Origin of the sequence: Cognatiluteimonas lumbrici (assembly GCF_006476065.1) — a bacterium.
GTDB lineage: Bacteria > Pseudomonadota > Gammaproteobacteria > Xanthomonadales > Xanthomonadaceae > Cognatiluteimonas > Cognatiluteimonas lumbrici.
The window spans coordinates 1,930,544-1,946,924 of the sequence record NZ_ML636798.1; the positions used below are offsets into that span (position 1 = coordinate 1,930,544).

Here is a 16,381-nt window from a genome sequence, read left to right on the forward strand (position 1 = left end):
TCCGCCCACCATGGACTCCCCCGCCTCGACTGCCCGCACGGGCGGCATCGCCGTCGCGATGGCGCTCGTCGCCGTCTACCTCATCTGGGGGTCCACCTACCTCGGCATCCGTTTCGCGCTGGAAGGCGGCTGGCCGCCGCTGCTGATGGCCGGCATCCGCTTCATCGTCGCCGGCGGCGCGTTCTACGCGTTCCTGCGCTGGCGCGGCGTGCCCGCGCCGACCCGCGCGCAATGGCCGACGCTGGTGGCCATGGCGGTCATGCTGCTGGGCCTGGGCAACGCCCTGGTCTGCGTCGCCGAGCAGACCGTGGACTCCGGGCTCGCGGCGGTGGCGGTCGCCTCCGCGCCGTTGTGGATGGCGCTGTTCGCGGCGCTGCGCGGCGACCGCCCGACGCGCGTCGAATGGGTGGGCCTGGCGATCGGTTTCGTCGGCGTCGTGTGGCTCAACGCCGGCAGCGCCGCCCTGGCCGCGTCGAAGACCGGGCTGGTGGCGCTGATGGTGGCGACCGTCGCGTGGGCCTTCGGCTCGATCTGGAGCCGCGGCCGCGACCTGCCGTCGCCGTTCATGTCCGCGGCCGCGCAGATGCTCGCCGGCGGCATGCTCATCACCGCCGCGGGCTGGGTCCTGGGCGAACGCTTCGACGGCATGCCCACGCTCAAGGGCACGCTCTCGGTCGCCTACCTGGCCAGCTTCGGCTCGATCGTCGCCTTCAGCGCCTACATCTGGTTGCTGCACAACGTGCGCCCGGCGCTGGCCGGCAGCTACGCCTACGTCAATCCCGCGATCGCGGTGCTGCTCGGCGCCTGGCTGGCGCGCGAGCGCTTCAGCACCGGCGAACTGGCGGCGATGGGCGTGATCCTGCTCGGCGTGGTCGCGATCAACCTGGCCAAGGCGCGCAGGCCACGGCCGCCGGTGCCCGCGAAGGCGGGTGCGTGAGCGCGGCGCGGATCGACCGCCGCGGGGTCTGGGTCGCCGTCGCCGCCTACGTCATCTGGGGCGTGATGCCGCTGTACTGGCACCTGCTCAAGGCGGTGCCGTCGCTGCAGATCATCATGCACCGCATCGTCTGGAGCACGGTGCTGGTCGCGGGCTGGCTCGGCTGGCGCTACGGCCGCGGCTGGATCCGCCAGACGCTGGCGCTCCCGCGCGCGGCCTGGATGCTGGCGATCAGCGGCATGCTCATCGCGTTCAACTGGGGCCTGTACATCTGGGCGGTCAACGCCGGCCACGTGGTCGAGACCAGCCTGGGCTACTTCATCAATCCGCTGATCAACGTGGTGCTGGGCGTGGCGCTGCTGCGCGAGCGGCTCACCCGCATGCAATGGGTCGCGGTCGGCATCGCCACCTGCGGCGTGCTGTGGCTGACCTTCAACTACGGCAGCTTCCCGTGGATCGCCATCACCCTGGCCTGCACCTTCGCCGCCTACGGGCTGGTGCGCAAGCTGGTGAACGTGCCGCCGGTGCGCGGCCTCGGCATCGAGAGCCTGTACCTGTTCCTGCCGGCACTCGGGTTGCTGCTGTGGGGTGAGTTCCACGGCCTCGGCGGGTTCGTGCCGCACGGCGACATCCCCGGCTGGGGCTGGGGCGTCGCCGCGCTGCTGGTCGTCGGCGGCCTGCTGACCGCGCTGCCGCTGATCGGCTTCGCCGACGCGGTGCAGCGCATTCCCTATTCGCTGGTCGGCGTGCTGCAGTACATCGCGCCGACCCTGCAGCTGCTGTGCGGCGTGCTGCTGCTCGGCGAGCCATTCGGCAGCGACCGCGCGATCGGCTTCGGCTTCATCTGGCTGGCGCTCGCGGTGTACGCGGGCGACGGCCTGTGGCGGGCCCGCAAGCCGGTCAACCCGCCGCCCCTGTAGGAGCCGCCATGGCGGCTCCCACAGGAAGCCTCAGGCCGCGCGCAGCGCGTCGGTCACCGGCAGGCGCGCGGCGCGCAGGGCGGGGAACAGGCCGCCGACGAAGCCGATCGCCAGCGCCCACTTGAGCCCGGTCCACAGCACCGGCAGCGAGACGTCGAACTCGAAGTTGAGCTGGCCGACGCCGCCGGCGATGGTGGAGGCGGTGTAGCCGTTGAACACGATCCAGGCCAGCAGTCCGCCGAGCAATCCGCCGAGCAGCGCGAGCAGCATCGTCTCAAGCATCACCGCCACCACCACCGGCACGCTGCGGAAGCCGATCGCGCGCAGGGTCGCGATCTCGCGCATCCGCGAGGCCACGGTGGCGAACATCGTGTTGAGCGCGCCGAACACCGCGCCGATGCCCATGATCGCGCCGACGACCATGCCGACCACGCGGATGATCATGGTCATGACCTTCGATTGTTCGGTGAAGTAGTCGAGCGTGGTCTGGGTATCCACGTCCAGGCGCGGATCGCCGGCCAGCGCCGCCTTGAACGCCTTGAACCCGGAGGCGCGCTCGAGCCTGGCGGTGACCGAACTGCGGGTGCTGCCACGCTCGTAGGTGGAGGCGACCACGCCGGCGTCGGCCCAGATCTCCGAGTCCAGCGCGTCGCCGGAACGGAACACGCCGACGACGGTCCAGTCCTGGCTGCCGATGTGCAGCGTGTTGCCCGGCTCCAGCCCCGCGAACTGGCGTTGCGCGCCGACGCCTGCGACCAGTTCCCGGCGGCCGCTCTCGAACTTGCGGCCGGCGACCAGCTCGATGTTCGGCCGCACCGCCCAGGCGCGCTCGTCGACGCCGCGCAGCTGCACGCTGCCTTCCTCGTCGGGCGCGCCGTCGCGCAACGGCAGGTTGGCCGCCACCAGCAGCTCGGCCGACGCCAGCGGCCGGCCCTCGTCGTCGCGGGCGATTCCCGGCGCCTGGGTGATGACGTTGATGCTGGCGTTGTCCAGCGTGGACATCACCTCGGCGGCGGAGGCGCCGCGCATGACCAGCGCGGTGTCCTCGCTGCCGGACTTCTGCAGCGTCTCCCGGTAGCCCTCGGCCATCGCCAGCAGCGCGACCAGCACCGCGACCACGCCGGCGATGCCGACCACCACCACGGAGGAGGCGCCGATGCGCTGGCGCAGCGTGCTCAGGCCAACCTGGGTGACGGAACTTGCCTGGCGGCCGCGGCGGGTCAACGCCATCCAGGCGCCGAACAGCACCGCGATCGCCAGCAGCACGTACCACGGCAGCGCCAGCCAGGCGTAGATGCCGGCCACCACGACCAGGGCCAGCAACAGGCCGCGGAGGATTCCCTTGATCTTGTTCATGCGCGTGGCTCCCTAGCGTCCGGCCAGTGCATCGACGATGTTCAGGCGCATGGCGCGCAGCGCCGGCAATGCGCCCACCAGCAACCCGATCGCCACCATCAGCCCGAGTGCGGTCAGCCAGCCCTGCGGCCCCAGCGGCGGCACGGTCACCGCGCCCTGCGTGGCCTGGGTGACGCCCGGCCCGAACAGGGTGGACAGGGCCACCCCGATGACGCCGCCGATCAGCACCAGCAGCACCGACTCGGCCAGCACCATCGCCAGCACGCTGCGGTCGGAGAAGCCGATGGTCTTGAACACCGCCAGCTCCGGGATGCGCTCGCGCACCGCCTGGGCCATGGTGTTGCCGGTCAGCAGCACCAGGGTGAAGAACACCGCACCCATGATCGAGCCGACGATCAGGCCGATGTCGGCCATCTGCTTCACCCAGGACTGCGCCGCCGCCTGCTCGGTCATGGTCTTGGTCTCGTGGTCGGAGTTCACCGACAGCGCATCGATCGCCTTGGCGACGCGGTCGGCCTGGTCGACGTCGGCCACGCGCACCACGTACCAGCCGACGTCGCCGTCCACGTACGGGGTCGACTCCTCGAAGTACTTGTAGTGCAGCAACAGCATCTGGTCGAACCAGGCCTGCGAGTCCTCGTCGGCCACGCGGACGGTGCCGACGATGTCGAAGGCCCAGTTCTTGCTGCCGTCCGCGTTCGGGAAGATCGTGGACTGCAGCGGGATCTTCTGCCCGACCTCCCAGCCGAAGCGCTGCATCAGCTTCTCGCCGACCAGGACGCCGGTGCGGGTGGCGTCGAACCGGGCGCGCTCCGCCGGATCCACCTGCATCTCCGGGAACAGGTCGAGGTAGTTCGGCGCGACCGCGAAGCTGAAGATCTGGTTGCGCGGGTCCTGGTAGGCCCCGCCGAACCAGTTGGCGTACGAGACGGCACTGACGCCGTCCACCCGTTCGATCCGCGGCAGCAGCGAGATCGGCAGCGTCTGGATGAACGACAGCCGCGACTGCGTCTGCAGCCGTTGCGCGCCGTTGGCGGTCTGCCCCGCCTGCGCGAAGCTGCTGCGCACGCCGTCGAGCAGGCCGAACAGCAGGAACGCGGCCAGGATCGAGACCAGGGTCAGGAAGGTGCGGGTCTTGCGCCGGAACAGCGCCGCCCAGATCAGGTGCATGTACTTCATGTGTCTTGCCCCCGTGTCAGTGGGCGGCTCAGGCCGCGTGGACGACCTGTTCGACCAGGGTGCCCTTGTCGAGGTGCAGGGTGTGGCTGGCGTACTCGGCGGCCTTCGGGTCGTGGGTGACCATCACGATGGTCTTGCCGTGCTCGCGGTTGAGCGTCTGCAGCAGGCCCAGGATCTCCTCGGCCGACTGGCGGTCGAGGTCGCCGGTGGGCTCGTCGCAGATCAGCAGGGTCGGGTCGGAGACGATCGCGCGCGCGATCGCGACGCGCTGCTGCTGGCCGCCGGACAGTTCGTTCGGCTTGTGCGACCTGCGGTCGGCCAGCCCGACCAGGGTCAGCGCGATCTCCGCGTTGCGCTTGCGCTGGGCGCCGGACAGGTTGGTCAGCAGCAGCGGCAGCTCGACGTTGCGCTGCGCGCTCAGCATCGGCATCAGGTTGTAGAACTGGAACACGTAGCCGACGTTCTGGCTGCGCCAGTGCGCGAGCTGCCCGGCCTTCATGGCGTCGATGCGCTGGCCGTCCACGGAAATCTCGCCGCCGGTCGGGGTGTCGAGCCCGCCGATCAGGTTGAGCAGCGTGGTCTTGCCCGAGCCGGACGGCCCCATGAGGGCGACGAAGTCGCCGGCGGCGATGTCCAGGTCCAGGCCGTGCAGCACGTCGACCCGCTCCGGGCCGCGCTGGTAGGTCTTGGTGAGGTTGCGGATGCTGACCAGTGCCATATGCCTTGTCCTGTAGGAGCGGCGCTAGCGCCGCGATTCGAGAATCGGTTACTGCGAAACCACCACCCGGCTCCCGTCGGCCAGCGAGGCCGGCGGATCCAGGACCACCTCTTCGCCCGCGGAGAGCCCGGACAGCACCTGCTGCCCGTTGCCGCCGAGCGCGCGGCCGACCTCGACCTCGCGCAGTTCCACTTCCTCGCCGTCGCCGGCGAGCACGAAGGCGACGTCGCGGCCGTCGCGTTCGGCGATCGCGCGGGCCGGTGCGCGCACGCCGCGCGGTGCCGCGGCCTGCTCCTGCTCCGGTGGCTTCTCGAGGAAGCTGACCGCGACGCCCATCTCGGGAACGATGCGCTCGTCGCGCTCGTCAAGCGCGATGCGCACCTTGACCGTGGCCTTGCCGCGGTCGGCGGCGGGGACGATCGCGATCACGTGCGCCGGGATCTTCCAGTCCGGATAGGCGTTGAGCGTGGCCTGCACCGGCATCCCCGGCTTGACCCGGCCGATGTACTGCTCGCCGACGTCCACCTCGACCTCGAGCGAATCCATGTCCACGATCGTGCCGATGCCGGTGCGGGTGAAGCCGCCGCCGGCCGACAGCGGCGACACGATCTCGCCCGGCTGCGCGGCCTTGGCGATGACCACGCCGGCGAACGGCGCGCGCACGATGGTGTGGTCCACGCCCAGGCGCGCGATCTCGAGCTGGTCGGCGGCGACCCCGGCGTTGCGGCGGGTGGTGGCGAGTTGCGCACGCAGCGCGTCGCGCGCGGCGACCGCCTGTTCGTATTGGGCCTTCGATACCAGCTGCTGCTCGACCAGCGCGCCCAGCCGCCGTGCCTGCGACTCGGCCTCCCGCAACTGCGCCTCGACGCCGGCGACCGCGCTGCGCGCGGCCGCGAGCTGCGCCTCGGCCAGCTCGCGCTGGGCGGCGGCGTCCACCGGGTCGAGCGTGGCCAGCACCTCGCCGGCCTCGACCTGCTGGCCTTCCTCGATCAGCACCTCGCGCACCTTGCCGGTGACCTTGGCCGAGACCGTCGCCATGCGCCGGGCGACCACGTAGCCGGTGGCGTCGAGCACGGACGCGGCGCTGGTGCCGGTGGTGCTGCCGATCGCGACCACGGTTTCGGTGCGCACCTCGACCGGGTCGGGCCGCCCGAACAGCCACCAGCCGGCCAGCGCCAGCAGCAGCACCGCCAGCGCGGCGACGCCGACGCCGATCCACAGCCCCGGGCGCGGCGGCGGAGGCGGTGCCTTGCGGTCGATGCGGAGTTCCTTCAGCAGTTCGGAGGAAGCGTTCATGCGGTCCAGTGAATGGCGGAAAAGGTCGCTAGTTTGCCCCATGCACGAGCGACGCCCGTGCCGCGACCCGATGGCGCCAGACTAGGGACGGACGCGCGGCGGGTCACGTGACGCCTGTCATGCGATTCGCCTGATGGTACCGACTGCCGGCCGGCGGCCGCGGCCGGCATCGTGGCTCCATGGACGAGAACACGCACGGGCAAGCGCGCCACCGGCCGATCGCACGCCTCGCCGGCGCATGCCGGCGCTACGGCAAGGTCGCGGCGTTGCAGGGGGTGGACCTGGAGCTGCGCAGCGGCGAACTGCTGGCCCTGCTCGGCCCCAACGGCGCCGGCAAGACCACCGCGATCTCCCTGCTGCTGGGCCTGCAGCGGCCGGACGCGGGACGCGCCGAGCTGTTCGGTCGCGATCCGCAGGACATCGTTGCGCGCCGCAACATCGGCGTCATGCTGCAGCATGCGCAGCTGCCCGGCACGCTGCGGGTGGGCGAGCTGCTGCGGCTGGTGGCCAGCTACTACCCCGACCCGCGCGACGCCGGCGACGCGGCCGCGCTCGCCGGCGTGGACGACCTCGTGCGCCGGCCCTACGGCAAGCTGTCCGGCGGCCAGCAGCGCCGGGTGCAGTTCGCGCTGGCGATGGTCGGCAATCCGCGCCTGCTGTTCCTGGACGAGCCCACCGTGGGCATGGACCAGCAGTCGCGCGTGGCGCTCTGGGCCGCCATCCGGCAACTCGTCGCCGATGGCTGCGGCGTGGTCTTGACCACGCACTACCTGGAGGAGGCGGAAGCGCTGGCCGATCGCGTCTGCGTCATGGCCGCCGGGCGCATCGTCACCGAGGGCAGCGTGGATGCGCTGCGCGAGCGCGTCGCGGCCAAGCGCGTGCGCTGCCGCTCGCGGCTGGCGCCGGCCGAGGTGCTGGCCTGGCCGGAGACCGTGGACGCCGGCCTGGACGGCGGGCACCTGTGGATCACCACCACCCGCGCCGAGGACCTGCTGCGGCGGCTGCTCGCGGCCGACGCCGGCGTCGAGGGCCTGGAGTTGCGCGGTGCCGGCCTCGCCGAGGCATTCACCGAGATCACCCGGTCCGGCGCTGCCGAAGCCGCCGCCGGCGATGGCGCGCACCTGGAGGAGGCCGCCTGATGGATGTCGCATCCCACACCCTGTCCCCGGACGCACCGATGCCGCGCGCCCGCGTGCTGCGCGCCTACGCGCAGGAAGCCCGCTCGGAAGTCCTGCGCTACCTGCGCGAGCCGGCCTTCCTGCTGCCGATCATGCTGTTCCCGGCCGTGTTCTACCTGATGTTCGGCGTGGTGCTGAATCGGGGCAACGCGGACGTCGCGCGCTACCTGCTGGCCAGCTACAGCACGTTCGCGGTGATGGCGCCGGGCCTGTTCGGGTTCGGCGTCTCGCTGGCGCTGGAGCGCGGCGAAGGACTGCTCGAACTCAAGCGGGCCTTGCCTATGCCCCCGGGCGCCTACCTGCTGGGAAAGCTGCTGATGGCGGTGCTGGTGGCGCTGGCGGTGGGGACGCTGCTGATTGGCCTGGCGGTCGCGCTGGCGGGGCTGGAGCTGACGCCGGCGCAGGCCGCGCGCCTGCTGCTGGTGGACGCGTTCGGCGTGGTGCCGTTCTGCGCCCTCGGCCTGCTGGTCGGCACCTGGGTCAAGGGGCAGGGCGCGCCGGCGCTGCTCAACCTGGTGTACCTGCCGCTCGCCTTCCTGTCCGGGCTCTGGTTCCCGCTGCACATGATGCCGGAGGTGCTGCAGCGGATCGCGCCGCTGTGGCCCAGCTACCATCTCAACGAACTGTCGCTGGCGGCGGTGGGGATGGGGCGTCCGGCGTCGCCGTGGCGCGTGCTGGTGCTGGCGCTGTTCGCGCTCGCCTGCCTGCTGCTTGCCGCGCGGCGGCTGCGGCGGCACGGTTGAAGTAGGATCGCGCCGTGGCCCCGATGCTCCGCCGCTGGTTCACCCCCGCGCCCGATTCCGCGGTCGCGGACACGATGCGTTGCGGCAGGTCGCCGTGGCAGGACGCGGTCCACCTGCTGTGGTCGGCGTGGCTGTTCATCACCCCGCTGTTCGGCGGCGACGGCTACACCGCGCAGTGGCTCGTGCTGACGCTCGTCTCCTATCCGCTGTTCCTGCTGCTGTATGCGCGCGTGCTGCTGGCGCCGCGACGGCGCAGCATCTTCTACGCGCTGGGCATGGTCGCGCTGTCGCTGGTGCTCCTGCGCTGGTACCCCTCCGGCCTGAGCTACTTCGTGTTCGGCTGCGTGATGCTTCGGATCACCACCCGGGTGCCGCTGTGGCGCTACCTGCTGGAAGTCGTCGCGCTCAACGCCGCGCTCGCCGCGGTCATCGTGCTGCTCGGATTCCCGTGGCAACTGCTGGCCTGGATGCTGCCGATGACGCTGGTGATCGGCACCATCGTCAGCGTCGACGTCGCCAACCACCATCGGGAGGCGGCGCTGCGGCTGTCGCAGGACGAGGTGCGGCGGCTGGCGGCCACGGCCGAGCGCGAGCGCATCGGCCGCGACCTGCACGACCTGCTCGGGCATACCCTGTCGCTGATCACCCTCAAGCTGGAACTCTCGCGCAAGCTGCTCGACCGCGACCCGGGCGCCGCGCGCCAAGAGATCGTCGAAGCGGAGAAGGTCGCGCGCCACGCGCTGGCGGAGGTGCGCAGCGCGGTCACCGGGATCCGCTCGGCCGACCTGGCCGCCGAACTCGCCTCGGCGCGGCTGCTGCTCGAATCCTCCGGCATCGCCCTGGACTACGAGCCGACGCCGTCGCTTCCGGCCGAGACCGAGCGCACCCTGGCGCTGGTGCTGCGCGAAGCCGCGACCAACATCGCGCGCCACTCGCAGGCCAGCATCGCGCGTGTCGCCTTCGATGCCGGCGGCGGGCGGTTGCGGATGCGCGTGTCCGACGACGGCCGTGGCTGCAGCCGCGGCGAGGGCAACGGCCTGGCCGGCATGCGCGAGCGCGTGCGCCAGCTCGGTGGCCGCCTGGTGCTGGCGTCCACGCGCAGCGGCACCTCGCTCGAGATCGAGGTACCGCTGGCGGCCGGCGTCGCGCCCGCCGTGGAGCACGCATGATCCGCGTGCTGCTGGCCGAGGACCAGGCGATGGTGCGCGGCGCGCTGTCGGCACTGCTGTCGCTGGAGGAAGACATCGAGGTGCTGGGCTCCGCGGCCGACGGCGAGGCCGCGTGGCGCGAGCTGCAGCGCCTGCGCCCGGACGTGCTGGTCACCGACATCGAGATGCCGGGCCTCACCGGGCTGGACCTGGCGCAGCGCGTGCAGCGCCACGAGCTGCCGGTGCGGGTGGTGATCCTGACCACGTTCGCGCGGCCGGGCTTCCTGCGGCGCGCGCTGGACGCCGGCGTGCGCGGCTACCTGCTCAAGGACGCGCCGGCGGAACAGCTCGCCGACGCCATCCGCAACGTGCACCGCGGCGGCCGCGCGATCGACGCGGAGCTGGCGGTCGATGCCTGGGGCGAGAGCGATCCGCTCAACGACCGCGAGCGCCAGGTCCTGCGCCTGGCCGGCGACGGCCTGTCCGCCGGCGACATCGCGACGCTCCTGAACCTGTCCGCGGGCACCGTGCGCAACTACCTCAGCGAGGCGATCGGCAAGCTCGGCGCCGGCAACCGGATCGAGGCGTTCCGCACCGCGCGGCAGAAGGGCTGGCTCTGACTCTGCGGGAGCGGCCCTTGGCCGCGATCGCGCGCAAGGCGCGCTCCCACAAGGTTGCAGGGGTCGCGGCGCCAGCGCCTCCTACAGGAACCGCTTTTTCAGCATCGCCCAGGCCGAGCGCAGGCCCTGGGCCTCGCCGCCGCAGGGGCGGCCGGGGCGATCGTTGTCGTTCCAGGCGTAGACGTCCAGGTGCGCCCACGGCTGCGCCTCGGGCACGAAACGCTCGAGGTACAGCGCGGCGGTGATGCTGCCGCCCATGCGCGAGCTGCCGGAGTTGGCGATGTCGGCGACGTGGCTGGTCAGGTAGCGCAGGTACGGGCGCCACAGCGGCATGCGCCACACCGGGTCGCGCTGCGCCATGCCGGCCTCGAGCCACTGCGTGGCGACCGCATCGTCGTTGGCGTACAGCGCCGGCAGGTCCGGGCCGAGCGCGATGCGCGCGGCGCCGGTCAGGGTGGCGAAGTCGAGCAGCAGCGCGCGCGGCTGCTCGCAGGCGAAGGCGAGCGCGTCGCACAGCACCACGCGGCCCTCGGCGTCGGTGTTGTCGATCTCGACCGAGACGCCCTTGCGCGTGGCGACGACCTCGCCGGGGCGGTAGGCCAGCGGGCCGATCACGTTCTCGACCGCGGGCACCAGCAGGGTCAGGTGCACCGGCAGGCGGCGCGCCATCACCAGGCCGGCGAGCGCGATCGCGTGCGCGCTTCCGCCCATGTCCTTCTTCATGTTGCGCATGCCGTCGCCGGCCTTGACGTTGAGCCCGCCGGTGTCGAAGCACACGCCCTTGCCGACCAGCGCGAGCCCGGGGTGCGCCGGGTCGCCCCATTCGAGCTGCAGCAGCCGCGGCGCACGGTGCGAGGCGCGCCCGACCGCATGGATCGCGGGAAAACCCTGCTCCAGCAGTGCGTCGCCGACCACGGCGGTGAAGCGCGCCCCGTGGATCCCGGCCAGTGCTTCCATCTCGCCGTGGAGCTGCTCCGGCCCCATGTGCTCGGTCGGCGTGTTGACCAGGTCGCGCACGCGCAGGCAGGCCGCGAGCACGTCGTCGGTTTCCGCATCCGGCGCGCCCAGCACCAGGCGTGCGGGCGGGCGCAACGGCTTGCGGTAGCGGGTGAACCGGTAGCTGCCCAGGCCCCAGCCGAGCTGCAGCGCGCGCAGTGCTTCCTGGTCCAGGCCATCCTCGACGCGCCAGTCGCCCTCGGGCAGTGCGAACGGGGCGTGGGCGTAGCTGTACGGATCGCGCGCGTCGCCGACGCCGAGCACCGCGCCGGCGATGCCGTCGTCGCCGGGGAGCAGCAGCACGCTGCCCGCGGCCGCCTCGAAGCGGTTGGCTTCCATCCACTGGCCGAGCGAAGCCGGCTGGCGGTCGCGCCAGGCCGCGACCCGCTCGCGGTCCACGATGTGCAGCGACCGCGCCGCGGCCGGGGAGCGGGTGGATCCTTGCGTTGCGTTCATGCGACGCCCTGTCGTTGGTCGGGGTGCGCGTCCAGCCAGTCGGCCAGCGCGGCGAGGGAGGGGACTTCGAGGTCGGGGCGCAGGTCGTCGCGCGGCCAGGAACGGCTGACGCCGTCGTCGCCGGCGCGGTTGATCCAGCACGCGCGCAAGCCGGCGCGGTGGGCGCCGAGCACGTCCATCTCGATGTCGTCGCCGACGTGCAGCACCTTGCCGGGCGCGACGCCCAGGCGCTCGCACGCGGCGTGGAAGATGCTGGCGTCGGGCTTGGCGCGGCCGTGCTCGCGCGCGCCGAGCTGGAAGCGGAACACGTGCATCAGCCCGATGCGCGAGAGGTCCGCGTTGCCGTTGCTGAGCGCGGCCAGCGGCAGCTTCGCCGCCATGCGGTCGAGCGCCTCGAGGCTGTCGGCGTAGTGCTCGACCTCGCAACGCGCGGCGAAGAACGCATCGAATGCGGGTTCGGCCAGGGCGACGTCGTCGCCGGCTTCCTCGAACATCCGCTCCAGCGCGATCAGCCGCTGTCGGGTGAAGTCGTGCGCCAGGTGCGGGTGCTCGGCGGCGACCGCGTCGCGCAGTTCGCGCATCTTCGGCAGCGGCCAGCGTTCGGCGGTCCGCGGCGCGTGCTCGCGCAGCCAGTCGGCCAGGACCCTTTCGGCGCGCACCATGACCGGCGCGATCGGCCAGACGGTGTCGTCGAGGTCGAGGGTGATGGCGCGGACGGGGAAGCTCACGGGTTCGATTGTATCGTGCGCGAGGCGCGCTCCCGCGGCTATTCCAGCAGCTTCGCCCAGCCTTCCAGGCCCTCGATCCGCGACAGCACGATCTTGCAGCACACCAGCAGCGGCACCGCCAGCAGCAGGCCGATGATCCCCCACGCCCAGCCGAACACCATCAGCGCCAGGATCAGCACCAGCGGCGACAGCGCCATGCGCGCGCCGAGCACGATCGGGGTGATGATCTGGCCCTCGAGGGTGTGCAGGACCAGGTAGACGATGGCGGGCAGCAGCGAGTGCCAGGTGTCGTCGAAGGCGACGAAGCCCATCAGCAGCATCATCAGGATGCCGATCAGCGGGCCGACGTAGGGCGCGAAGTTGAGCAGCGCCGCCATCGTGCCCCACAGCAGCGCCTCGTCGCCGGGCACGCCGATCCAGTACAGCGCGGCCGCCAGCGCCAGCCCGACCAGGCCGTTGATCAGGCTGATGGTGAGGACGTAGCGCGAGATCTCGTATTCGATCGACTGCAGGATCTCGACCGTCAGCTTCTTCTGCTGGCGCCCCGGCAGCAGCGCGATCGCGTTCCGCTGCAGGCTCTGCCCGTAGACCATGAAGAAGAACGTGAGCAGCACCACCGCCAGCACCGCGGCGATCATGCGCGGGGTCGCCGTCAGGGTCTCGTAGGTGCCGGGGCGGGTCGCGACCACCTGCGGCTTGGCCTCGCCGTCGTCGCCGCCGGCCGCGCGCGCGATGTTCTCCGCCGCCTCGTTGGCCTCGCGCACGGGCTTGGCGAGGTCGCGCAGCTTGGGTGCGAGCTGGCGCATCTCGCGCGGCACCTGCTGGATCCATTCGCTCGCCGGCGCGATCAGCTGCTGCGCGAGCAGGCCGGTGCCGACCAGGCCGAGCACCAGCACGAGCAGCGCGCTGACGAAGCGCGGCACGTACAGCCGCTGCAGCACGCGGATGATCGGGTTGCCGATCAGTGCGAAGAACATCGCCAGCAGCACCGGCAGCACCAGCCCCTGGGCCGCCCACAGGGTGAACCCGACCGCCAGCGTGGCCAGGATCACCAGCGCGGTGGAGGCCCGCGGTCGCGGGCGCGAGGCGACGGCGGGTTCGATGGGCGGGGTGGCCATGGTGGCGGCTCAGGGCAGGCCGGCTTCGCGGTAGCGGCGCTGGGTGTCCTCGGGCGTCGTCATCGGCGCCTGCGCGGGCGCGGCCACCTCGCCGGGCTCGCCGGCCGCGGCTTCCGCCGCAGCCTCCGCTTCGCCCGCCGCGGCCTGCGCGCTGCCGCCGGCGAACAACCCGGCCAGCGCACTGGCCAGTTGCAGCGCGCCGCCGCCGCCGACCTTGCGCAACGGCTCGGCGCTGCCGACCGCAAGCCCGGACGCCAGGCCCGCGAGCACGATCCGGCCGGGCGTCCACAGCGCGCGCCAGGAGTCGGAGAACTGGCGCCAGTCCGCGACCGTGCGCCGTTCCTGCGCCTCGAGCGCGGCCTCGGCCTGGTGCACCTTCTCGATCAAGGCTTCGAAGCCCATGTCCGGATCCTTTGCCGTGTGTTCGCTTGGGTCAGGGTGGCGTGACATCGACACCCAGTCCCTTCTTGACCGGCTGCTCTTCGGTGGCATCGCGGACCGCCTCGGCGGCGTCCTCGGCCGACACGCCCGAACCGGCGTCCGGCATCAGCCCGGCCAGCTCGCCGACGCCCAGGCGCGCGAGCTGCCGCCGGCTCGCCTTGAGCCGGGTGTGCTCGAAGTAGCCCATCGCCGTGCGCATGCCCCAGAACGCCACCGCCGCGCTGAGCGCCCCCGCCAGCAGCAGCGCCAGCGACCAGGGCAGGCCGAGCCCGGCGGCGAGCCAGGTGACGAGCGCCGCCATCAGCAGCAACCAGGCCGAGGCGCCGAATGCGATCGCGACCCCGGAGAAGGCCAGCGTGCGCCCGAACGCGCTGCGCGCCAGCGAGACATCGGCGGCGAGCAGGATGCGCAGTGCCTTGCCGGCATCGCGGCCGGCCGACAGCGTCGCCCGTCCGGTATCGCGCAGTTCGCGCAGCGCCTCCTCGATGCCGGGCGGGTTCTCGTCCCGCGGCTCGCTCATGCCGCTTACTTGCTGTTGCCGCGGGCCAGCTTGGCGATGATCCAGCCGGCGGCGAAGGCCATGCCGAACGAGGCCAGCGGGCGCTCGCGGATCAGGTCGGCGGCGCTGTCGACCAGGTCGCGGCCCTTGTCCATCAGTGCGTCCACCTGCTCGCGGCTGGCGGCGCCTGCCTGTTCCAGCGCGGCGATGCCGGCGAGCGCGCCGTCGGCGAGCTCGGACTTCACCTGCGCCTTGCCCAGGCGCAGCTCCTCGCCGGCGGCGCTGGCGGCGCCCTTGGCTGCCTGCCCTGCCTGGCTGGCGGCCTGCTTGACGTGGCTGCCGGCCTCGCCAAGGTTGGTCTTGATGCTGTCGGTCGCGGTCGGGCTCATGCGTGTTCTCCTGGTGGTGAAGCCTGGGTGGTGGTGTCCGCCCATCGTGCATGGGGCCGCTGCACGGCCATGTCAACGCATGATCAGGTTACCGCTCGTGTTGCCCCGCACCACGCGCAGCACGAGCTGGCTCGGCGGCGTCGAGAAGCCGAGGCGGAAACCGGCGAGGTCGTCGAAGCGGCCGCTGTTGGCGGCGACGATGCGGTCGCCGGGACGCAGGCCGTTGCCGGCGGCGCGGCTGCCGGCGGCGACCTCCTCGACCACCACCCCGGACAGGCCCGACTGGCGCGCGCCGGCCGGCAGCTCGGAGAAGGTGGCGCCGGCCAGGCGCGGGTCCAGGCTGGCGCCCGGCAGCGAGCGCGGCTGCTCGCGCAGGGTCGCGGTGAGCTGCAAGGGCTCGCCGTCGCGGCGCAGGTCCAGCGTGACCCGCGCGCCGACCGCCTGCAGGCCCTCGAAGTTGCGCAGCGCGGCGCCGTCGTCGATGCGCTGGCCGTTGGCGGCGAGGATCACGTCGCCGGCCTCGACACCGGCCGCGGCCGCGGCGGAGTCGGGATAGACGCGGGTCACCAGCGCGCCGCGCGCGGCGTCGAGGCCGAGTCCCTCGGCCAGGCGCGCGTCCACGTCCTGGGTGTCCACGCCGAGCGCGCCGCGGTGGACCTCGCCGGTGGCCAGCAGCTGGCGCATGATGTCGCCGGCCAGGTTGGACGGGATCGCGAAGCCGAGGCCGATGTTGCCCGCCATCGAACCGCGCGGGTTGAAGCTGGCGGTGTTGATGCCGACGAGCCGGCCGTGCAGGTCCACCAGCGCGCCGCCGGAGTTGCCCGGGTTGATGGAGGCGTCGGTCTGGATGAAGTTCTGGTAGCCGAGCCCGGCCAGGCCCGTGCGCCCCACCGCCGAGACGATGCCCGAGGTCACCGTCTGGCCGATGCCGAACGGGTTGCCGACCGCGACCACGAAATCGCCGACCCGCAGCTGCGCGCTGTCGGCCATCGGGATCGCGGTCAGCGGCGCGCCATCCTCGGGTACCGGGATGCGCATCAGCGCGATGTCGGTGTCCGGATCCGAGCCGATGAACTCCGCGGTGAGCGTGCGCCCGTCGCTGAGCGAGACCGACACTTCGTCGGCGCCCTCGATCACGTGGTGGTTGGTCAGCACCAGGCCGCGCCGCGCATCCACGATCACGCCCGAGCCGAGCGAACGGTTGATGCGCTCCTGGGTGAGCTCCGGGAACATGCGCCGGAAGAACGGATCGTTGCCGAACGGACTGACGCGCACGCGCTGCTGGCTGTGCACGCTGACCACCGCCGGCATCACCCGCTCCAGCATCGGCGCCAGCGAGGGCACCGGCGTGCCGGCCACGGTGGCCGGCAACGCCTCCACCTGCGCCGCCTCCGGCGTCTTCGCCTGGGCGGGGCGCAGGGATTCCTGCAGCGCGGTCGCGGCAAAGCCGCCGAAGGCCGCGGCGGCGGCCAGCGCGAGCACGAACCCGATGCGGGTCGCGCGGGCACGGGCGGAACGTGAAGCGGACGGGCGAGGGGACATCTTCTGCATGGTAGGCAACGATGAATGGCGGCACTGTCAGTGTTCAGTTTCGCGCCGGCCCACGCAATCGTCGCTGAAGTGCGGAAAACGCTTCCGGCCGGTTGACACCCTGCCGGA

17 protein-coding genes are annotated in these 16,381 nt (G+C 72.3%); 6 read left to right on the top strand and 11 right to left on the bottom strand.

Translation table 11 applies throughout. The features are described 5' to 3' along the window. Positions 1-10: 10 nt before the first annotated feature. Positions 11-937: a drug/metabolite exporter YedA gene (yedA, locus tag E4F25_RS09350; protein WP_140909874.1), complete on the top strand. Its 927-nt coding sequence runs from the start codon at positions 11-13 to the stop codon at positions 935-937. Continuing rightward, a complete protein-coding gene (gene rarD, locus E4F25_RS09355; protein WP_140909875.1) occupies positions 934-1,857 on the top strand; it encodes an EamA family transporter RarD in 924 nt (307 codons plus the stop codon). The genes yedA and rarD overlap by 4 nt, the downstream gene beginning before the upstream one ends. A gap of 30 nt (positions 1,858-1,887) precedes the next feature. Here the strand turns inward: rarD and E4F25_RS09360 are convergent, their stop codons facing one another. Genes E4F25_RS09360 through E4F25_RS09375 form a run of 4 tightly spaced genes read right to left on the bottom strand, consistent with a single transcriptional unit; the run spans position 1,888 to position 6,406 of the window. After that, positions 1,888-3,213 carry an ABC transporter permease gene (locus E4F25_RS09360; protein ID WP_140909876.1) on the bottom strand — a complete coding sequence of 442 codons (1,326 nt, stop codon included), beginning with the start codon at positions 3,211-3,213 and terminating at the stop codon, positions 1,888-1,890. A gap of 12 nt (positions 3,214-3,225) precedes the next feature. Further along, entirely contained in the window at positions 3,226-4,392 is a 1,167-nt protein-coding gene (locus E4F25_RS09365) for an ABC transporter permease (protein ID WP_140909877.1), read from the bottom strand. 28 nt (positions 4,393-4,420) lie between these two features. Next, positions 4,421-5,110: an ABC transporter ATP-binding protein gene (locus E4F25_RS09370; protein WP_140909878.1), complete on the bottom strand. Its 690-nt coding sequence runs from the start codon at positions 5,108-5,110 to the stop codon at positions 4,421-4,423. A gap of 48 nt (positions 5,111-5,158) precedes the next feature. Beyond that, positions 5,159-6,406 (bottom strand): efflux RND transporter periplasmic adaptor subunit, encoded by a 1,248-nt coding sequence (locus E4F25_RS09375; protein WP_140909879.1) that lies wholly within the window; start codon positions 6,404-6,406, stop codon positions 5,159-5,161. A gap of 179 nt (positions 6,407-6,585) precedes the next feature. Here E4F25_RS09375 and E4F25_RS09380 point away from each other — a divergent pair, with 179 nt between their 5' ends. The 4 genes from E4F25_RS09380 to E4F25_RS09395 are packed head-to-tail and all read left to right on the top strand — an operon-like array spanning position 6,586 to position 10,095. Next, positions 6,586-7,545: an ABC transporter ATP-binding protein gene (locus tag E4F25_RS09380; RefSeq protein WP_140909880.1), complete on the top strand. Its 960-nt coding sequence runs from the start codon at positions 6,586-6,588 to the stop codon at positions 7,543-7,545. Further along, complete coding sequence (locus E4F25_RS09385) at positions 7,545-8,327, top strand: ABC transporter permease (RefSeq protein WP_140909881.1); 783 nt, start codon at positions 7,545-7,547, stop codon at positions 8,325-8,327. The genes E4F25_RS09380 and E4F25_RS09385 overlap by 1 nt, the downstream gene beginning before the upstream one ends. A gap of 23 nt (positions 8,328-8,350) precedes the next feature. Next, complete coding sequence (locus E4F25_RS09390) at positions 8,351-9,496, top strand: sensor histidine kinase (RefSeq protein WP_140910405.1); 1,146 nt, start codon at positions 8,351-8,353, stop codon at positions 9,494-9,496. Continuing rightward, positions 9,493-10,095, top strand: coding sequence for a response regulator transcription factor (locus E4F25_RS09395; protein ID WP_140909882.1), 603 nt, complete (start codon positions 9,493-9,495; stop codon positions 10,093-10,095). The genes E4F25_RS09390 and E4F25_RS09395 overlap by 4 nt, the downstream gene beginning before the upstream one ends. 81 nt (positions 10,096-10,176) lie before the next feature. Here the strand turns inward: E4F25_RS09395 and E4F25_RS09400 are convergent, their stop codons facing one another. The 7 genes from E4F25_RS09400 to E4F25_RS09430 all read right to left on the bottom strand — a co-directional run bounded on the left by E4F25_RS09400 (position 10,177) and on the right by E4F25_RS09430 (position 16,264). After that, a complete protein-coding gene (locus E4F25_RS09400) occupies positions 10,177-11,547 on the bottom strand; it encodes a leucyl aminopeptidase family protein (protein ID WP_140909883.1) in 1,371 nt (456 codons plus the stop codon). Next, positions 11,544-12,275, bottom strand: coding sequence for an HAD family hydrolase (locus tag E4F25_RS09405; RefSeq protein ID WP_140909884.1), 732 nt, complete (start codon positions 12,273-12,275; stop codon positions 11,544-11,546). Before E4F25_RS09405 ends, E4F25_RS09400 begins: the two co-directional genes overlap by 4 nt. A 38-nt stretch (positions 12,276-12,313) precedes the next feature. After that, positions 12,314-13,393, bottom strand: coding sequence for an AI-2E family transporter (locus E4F25_RS09410; RefSeq protein WP_140909885.1), 1,080 nt, complete (start codon positions 13,391-13,393; stop codon positions 12,314-12,316). 9 nt (positions 13,394-13,402) lie between these two features. After that, positions 13,403-13,795: a hypothetical protein gene (locus E4F25_RS09415; RefSeq protein WP_140909886.1), complete on the bottom strand. Its 393-nt coding sequence runs from the start codon at positions 13,793-13,795 to the stop codon at positions 13,403-13,405. A gap of 31 nt (positions 13,796-13,826) precedes the next feature. Continuing rightward, on the bottom strand, positions 13,827-14,354 hold the full coding sequence (locus E4F25_RS09420) for a phage holin family protein (RefSeq protein WP_181168256.1): 528 nt from the start codon (positions 14,352-14,354) through the stop codon (positions 13,827-13,829). A 5-nt stretch (positions 14,355-14,359) separates the two neighbouring features. Beyond that, the gene (locus E4F25_RS09425) at positions 14,360-14,722 is read right to left on the bottom strand and encodes a hypothetical protein (RefSeq protein ID WP_140909887.1); all 363 of its coding nucleotides are present in this window, start codon (positions 14,720-14,722) and stop codon (positions 14,360-14,362) included. Between the two features lie 72 nt (positions 14,723-14,794). Further along, positions 14,795-16,264, bottom strand: a complete 1,470-nt coding sequence (locus E4F25_RS09430) for a trypsin-like peptidase domain-containing protein (RefSeq protein ID WP_140909888.1) — start codon at positions 16,262-16,264, stop codon at positions 14,795-14,797. Between the last annotated feature and the right edge of the window lie 117 nt (positions 16,265-16,381).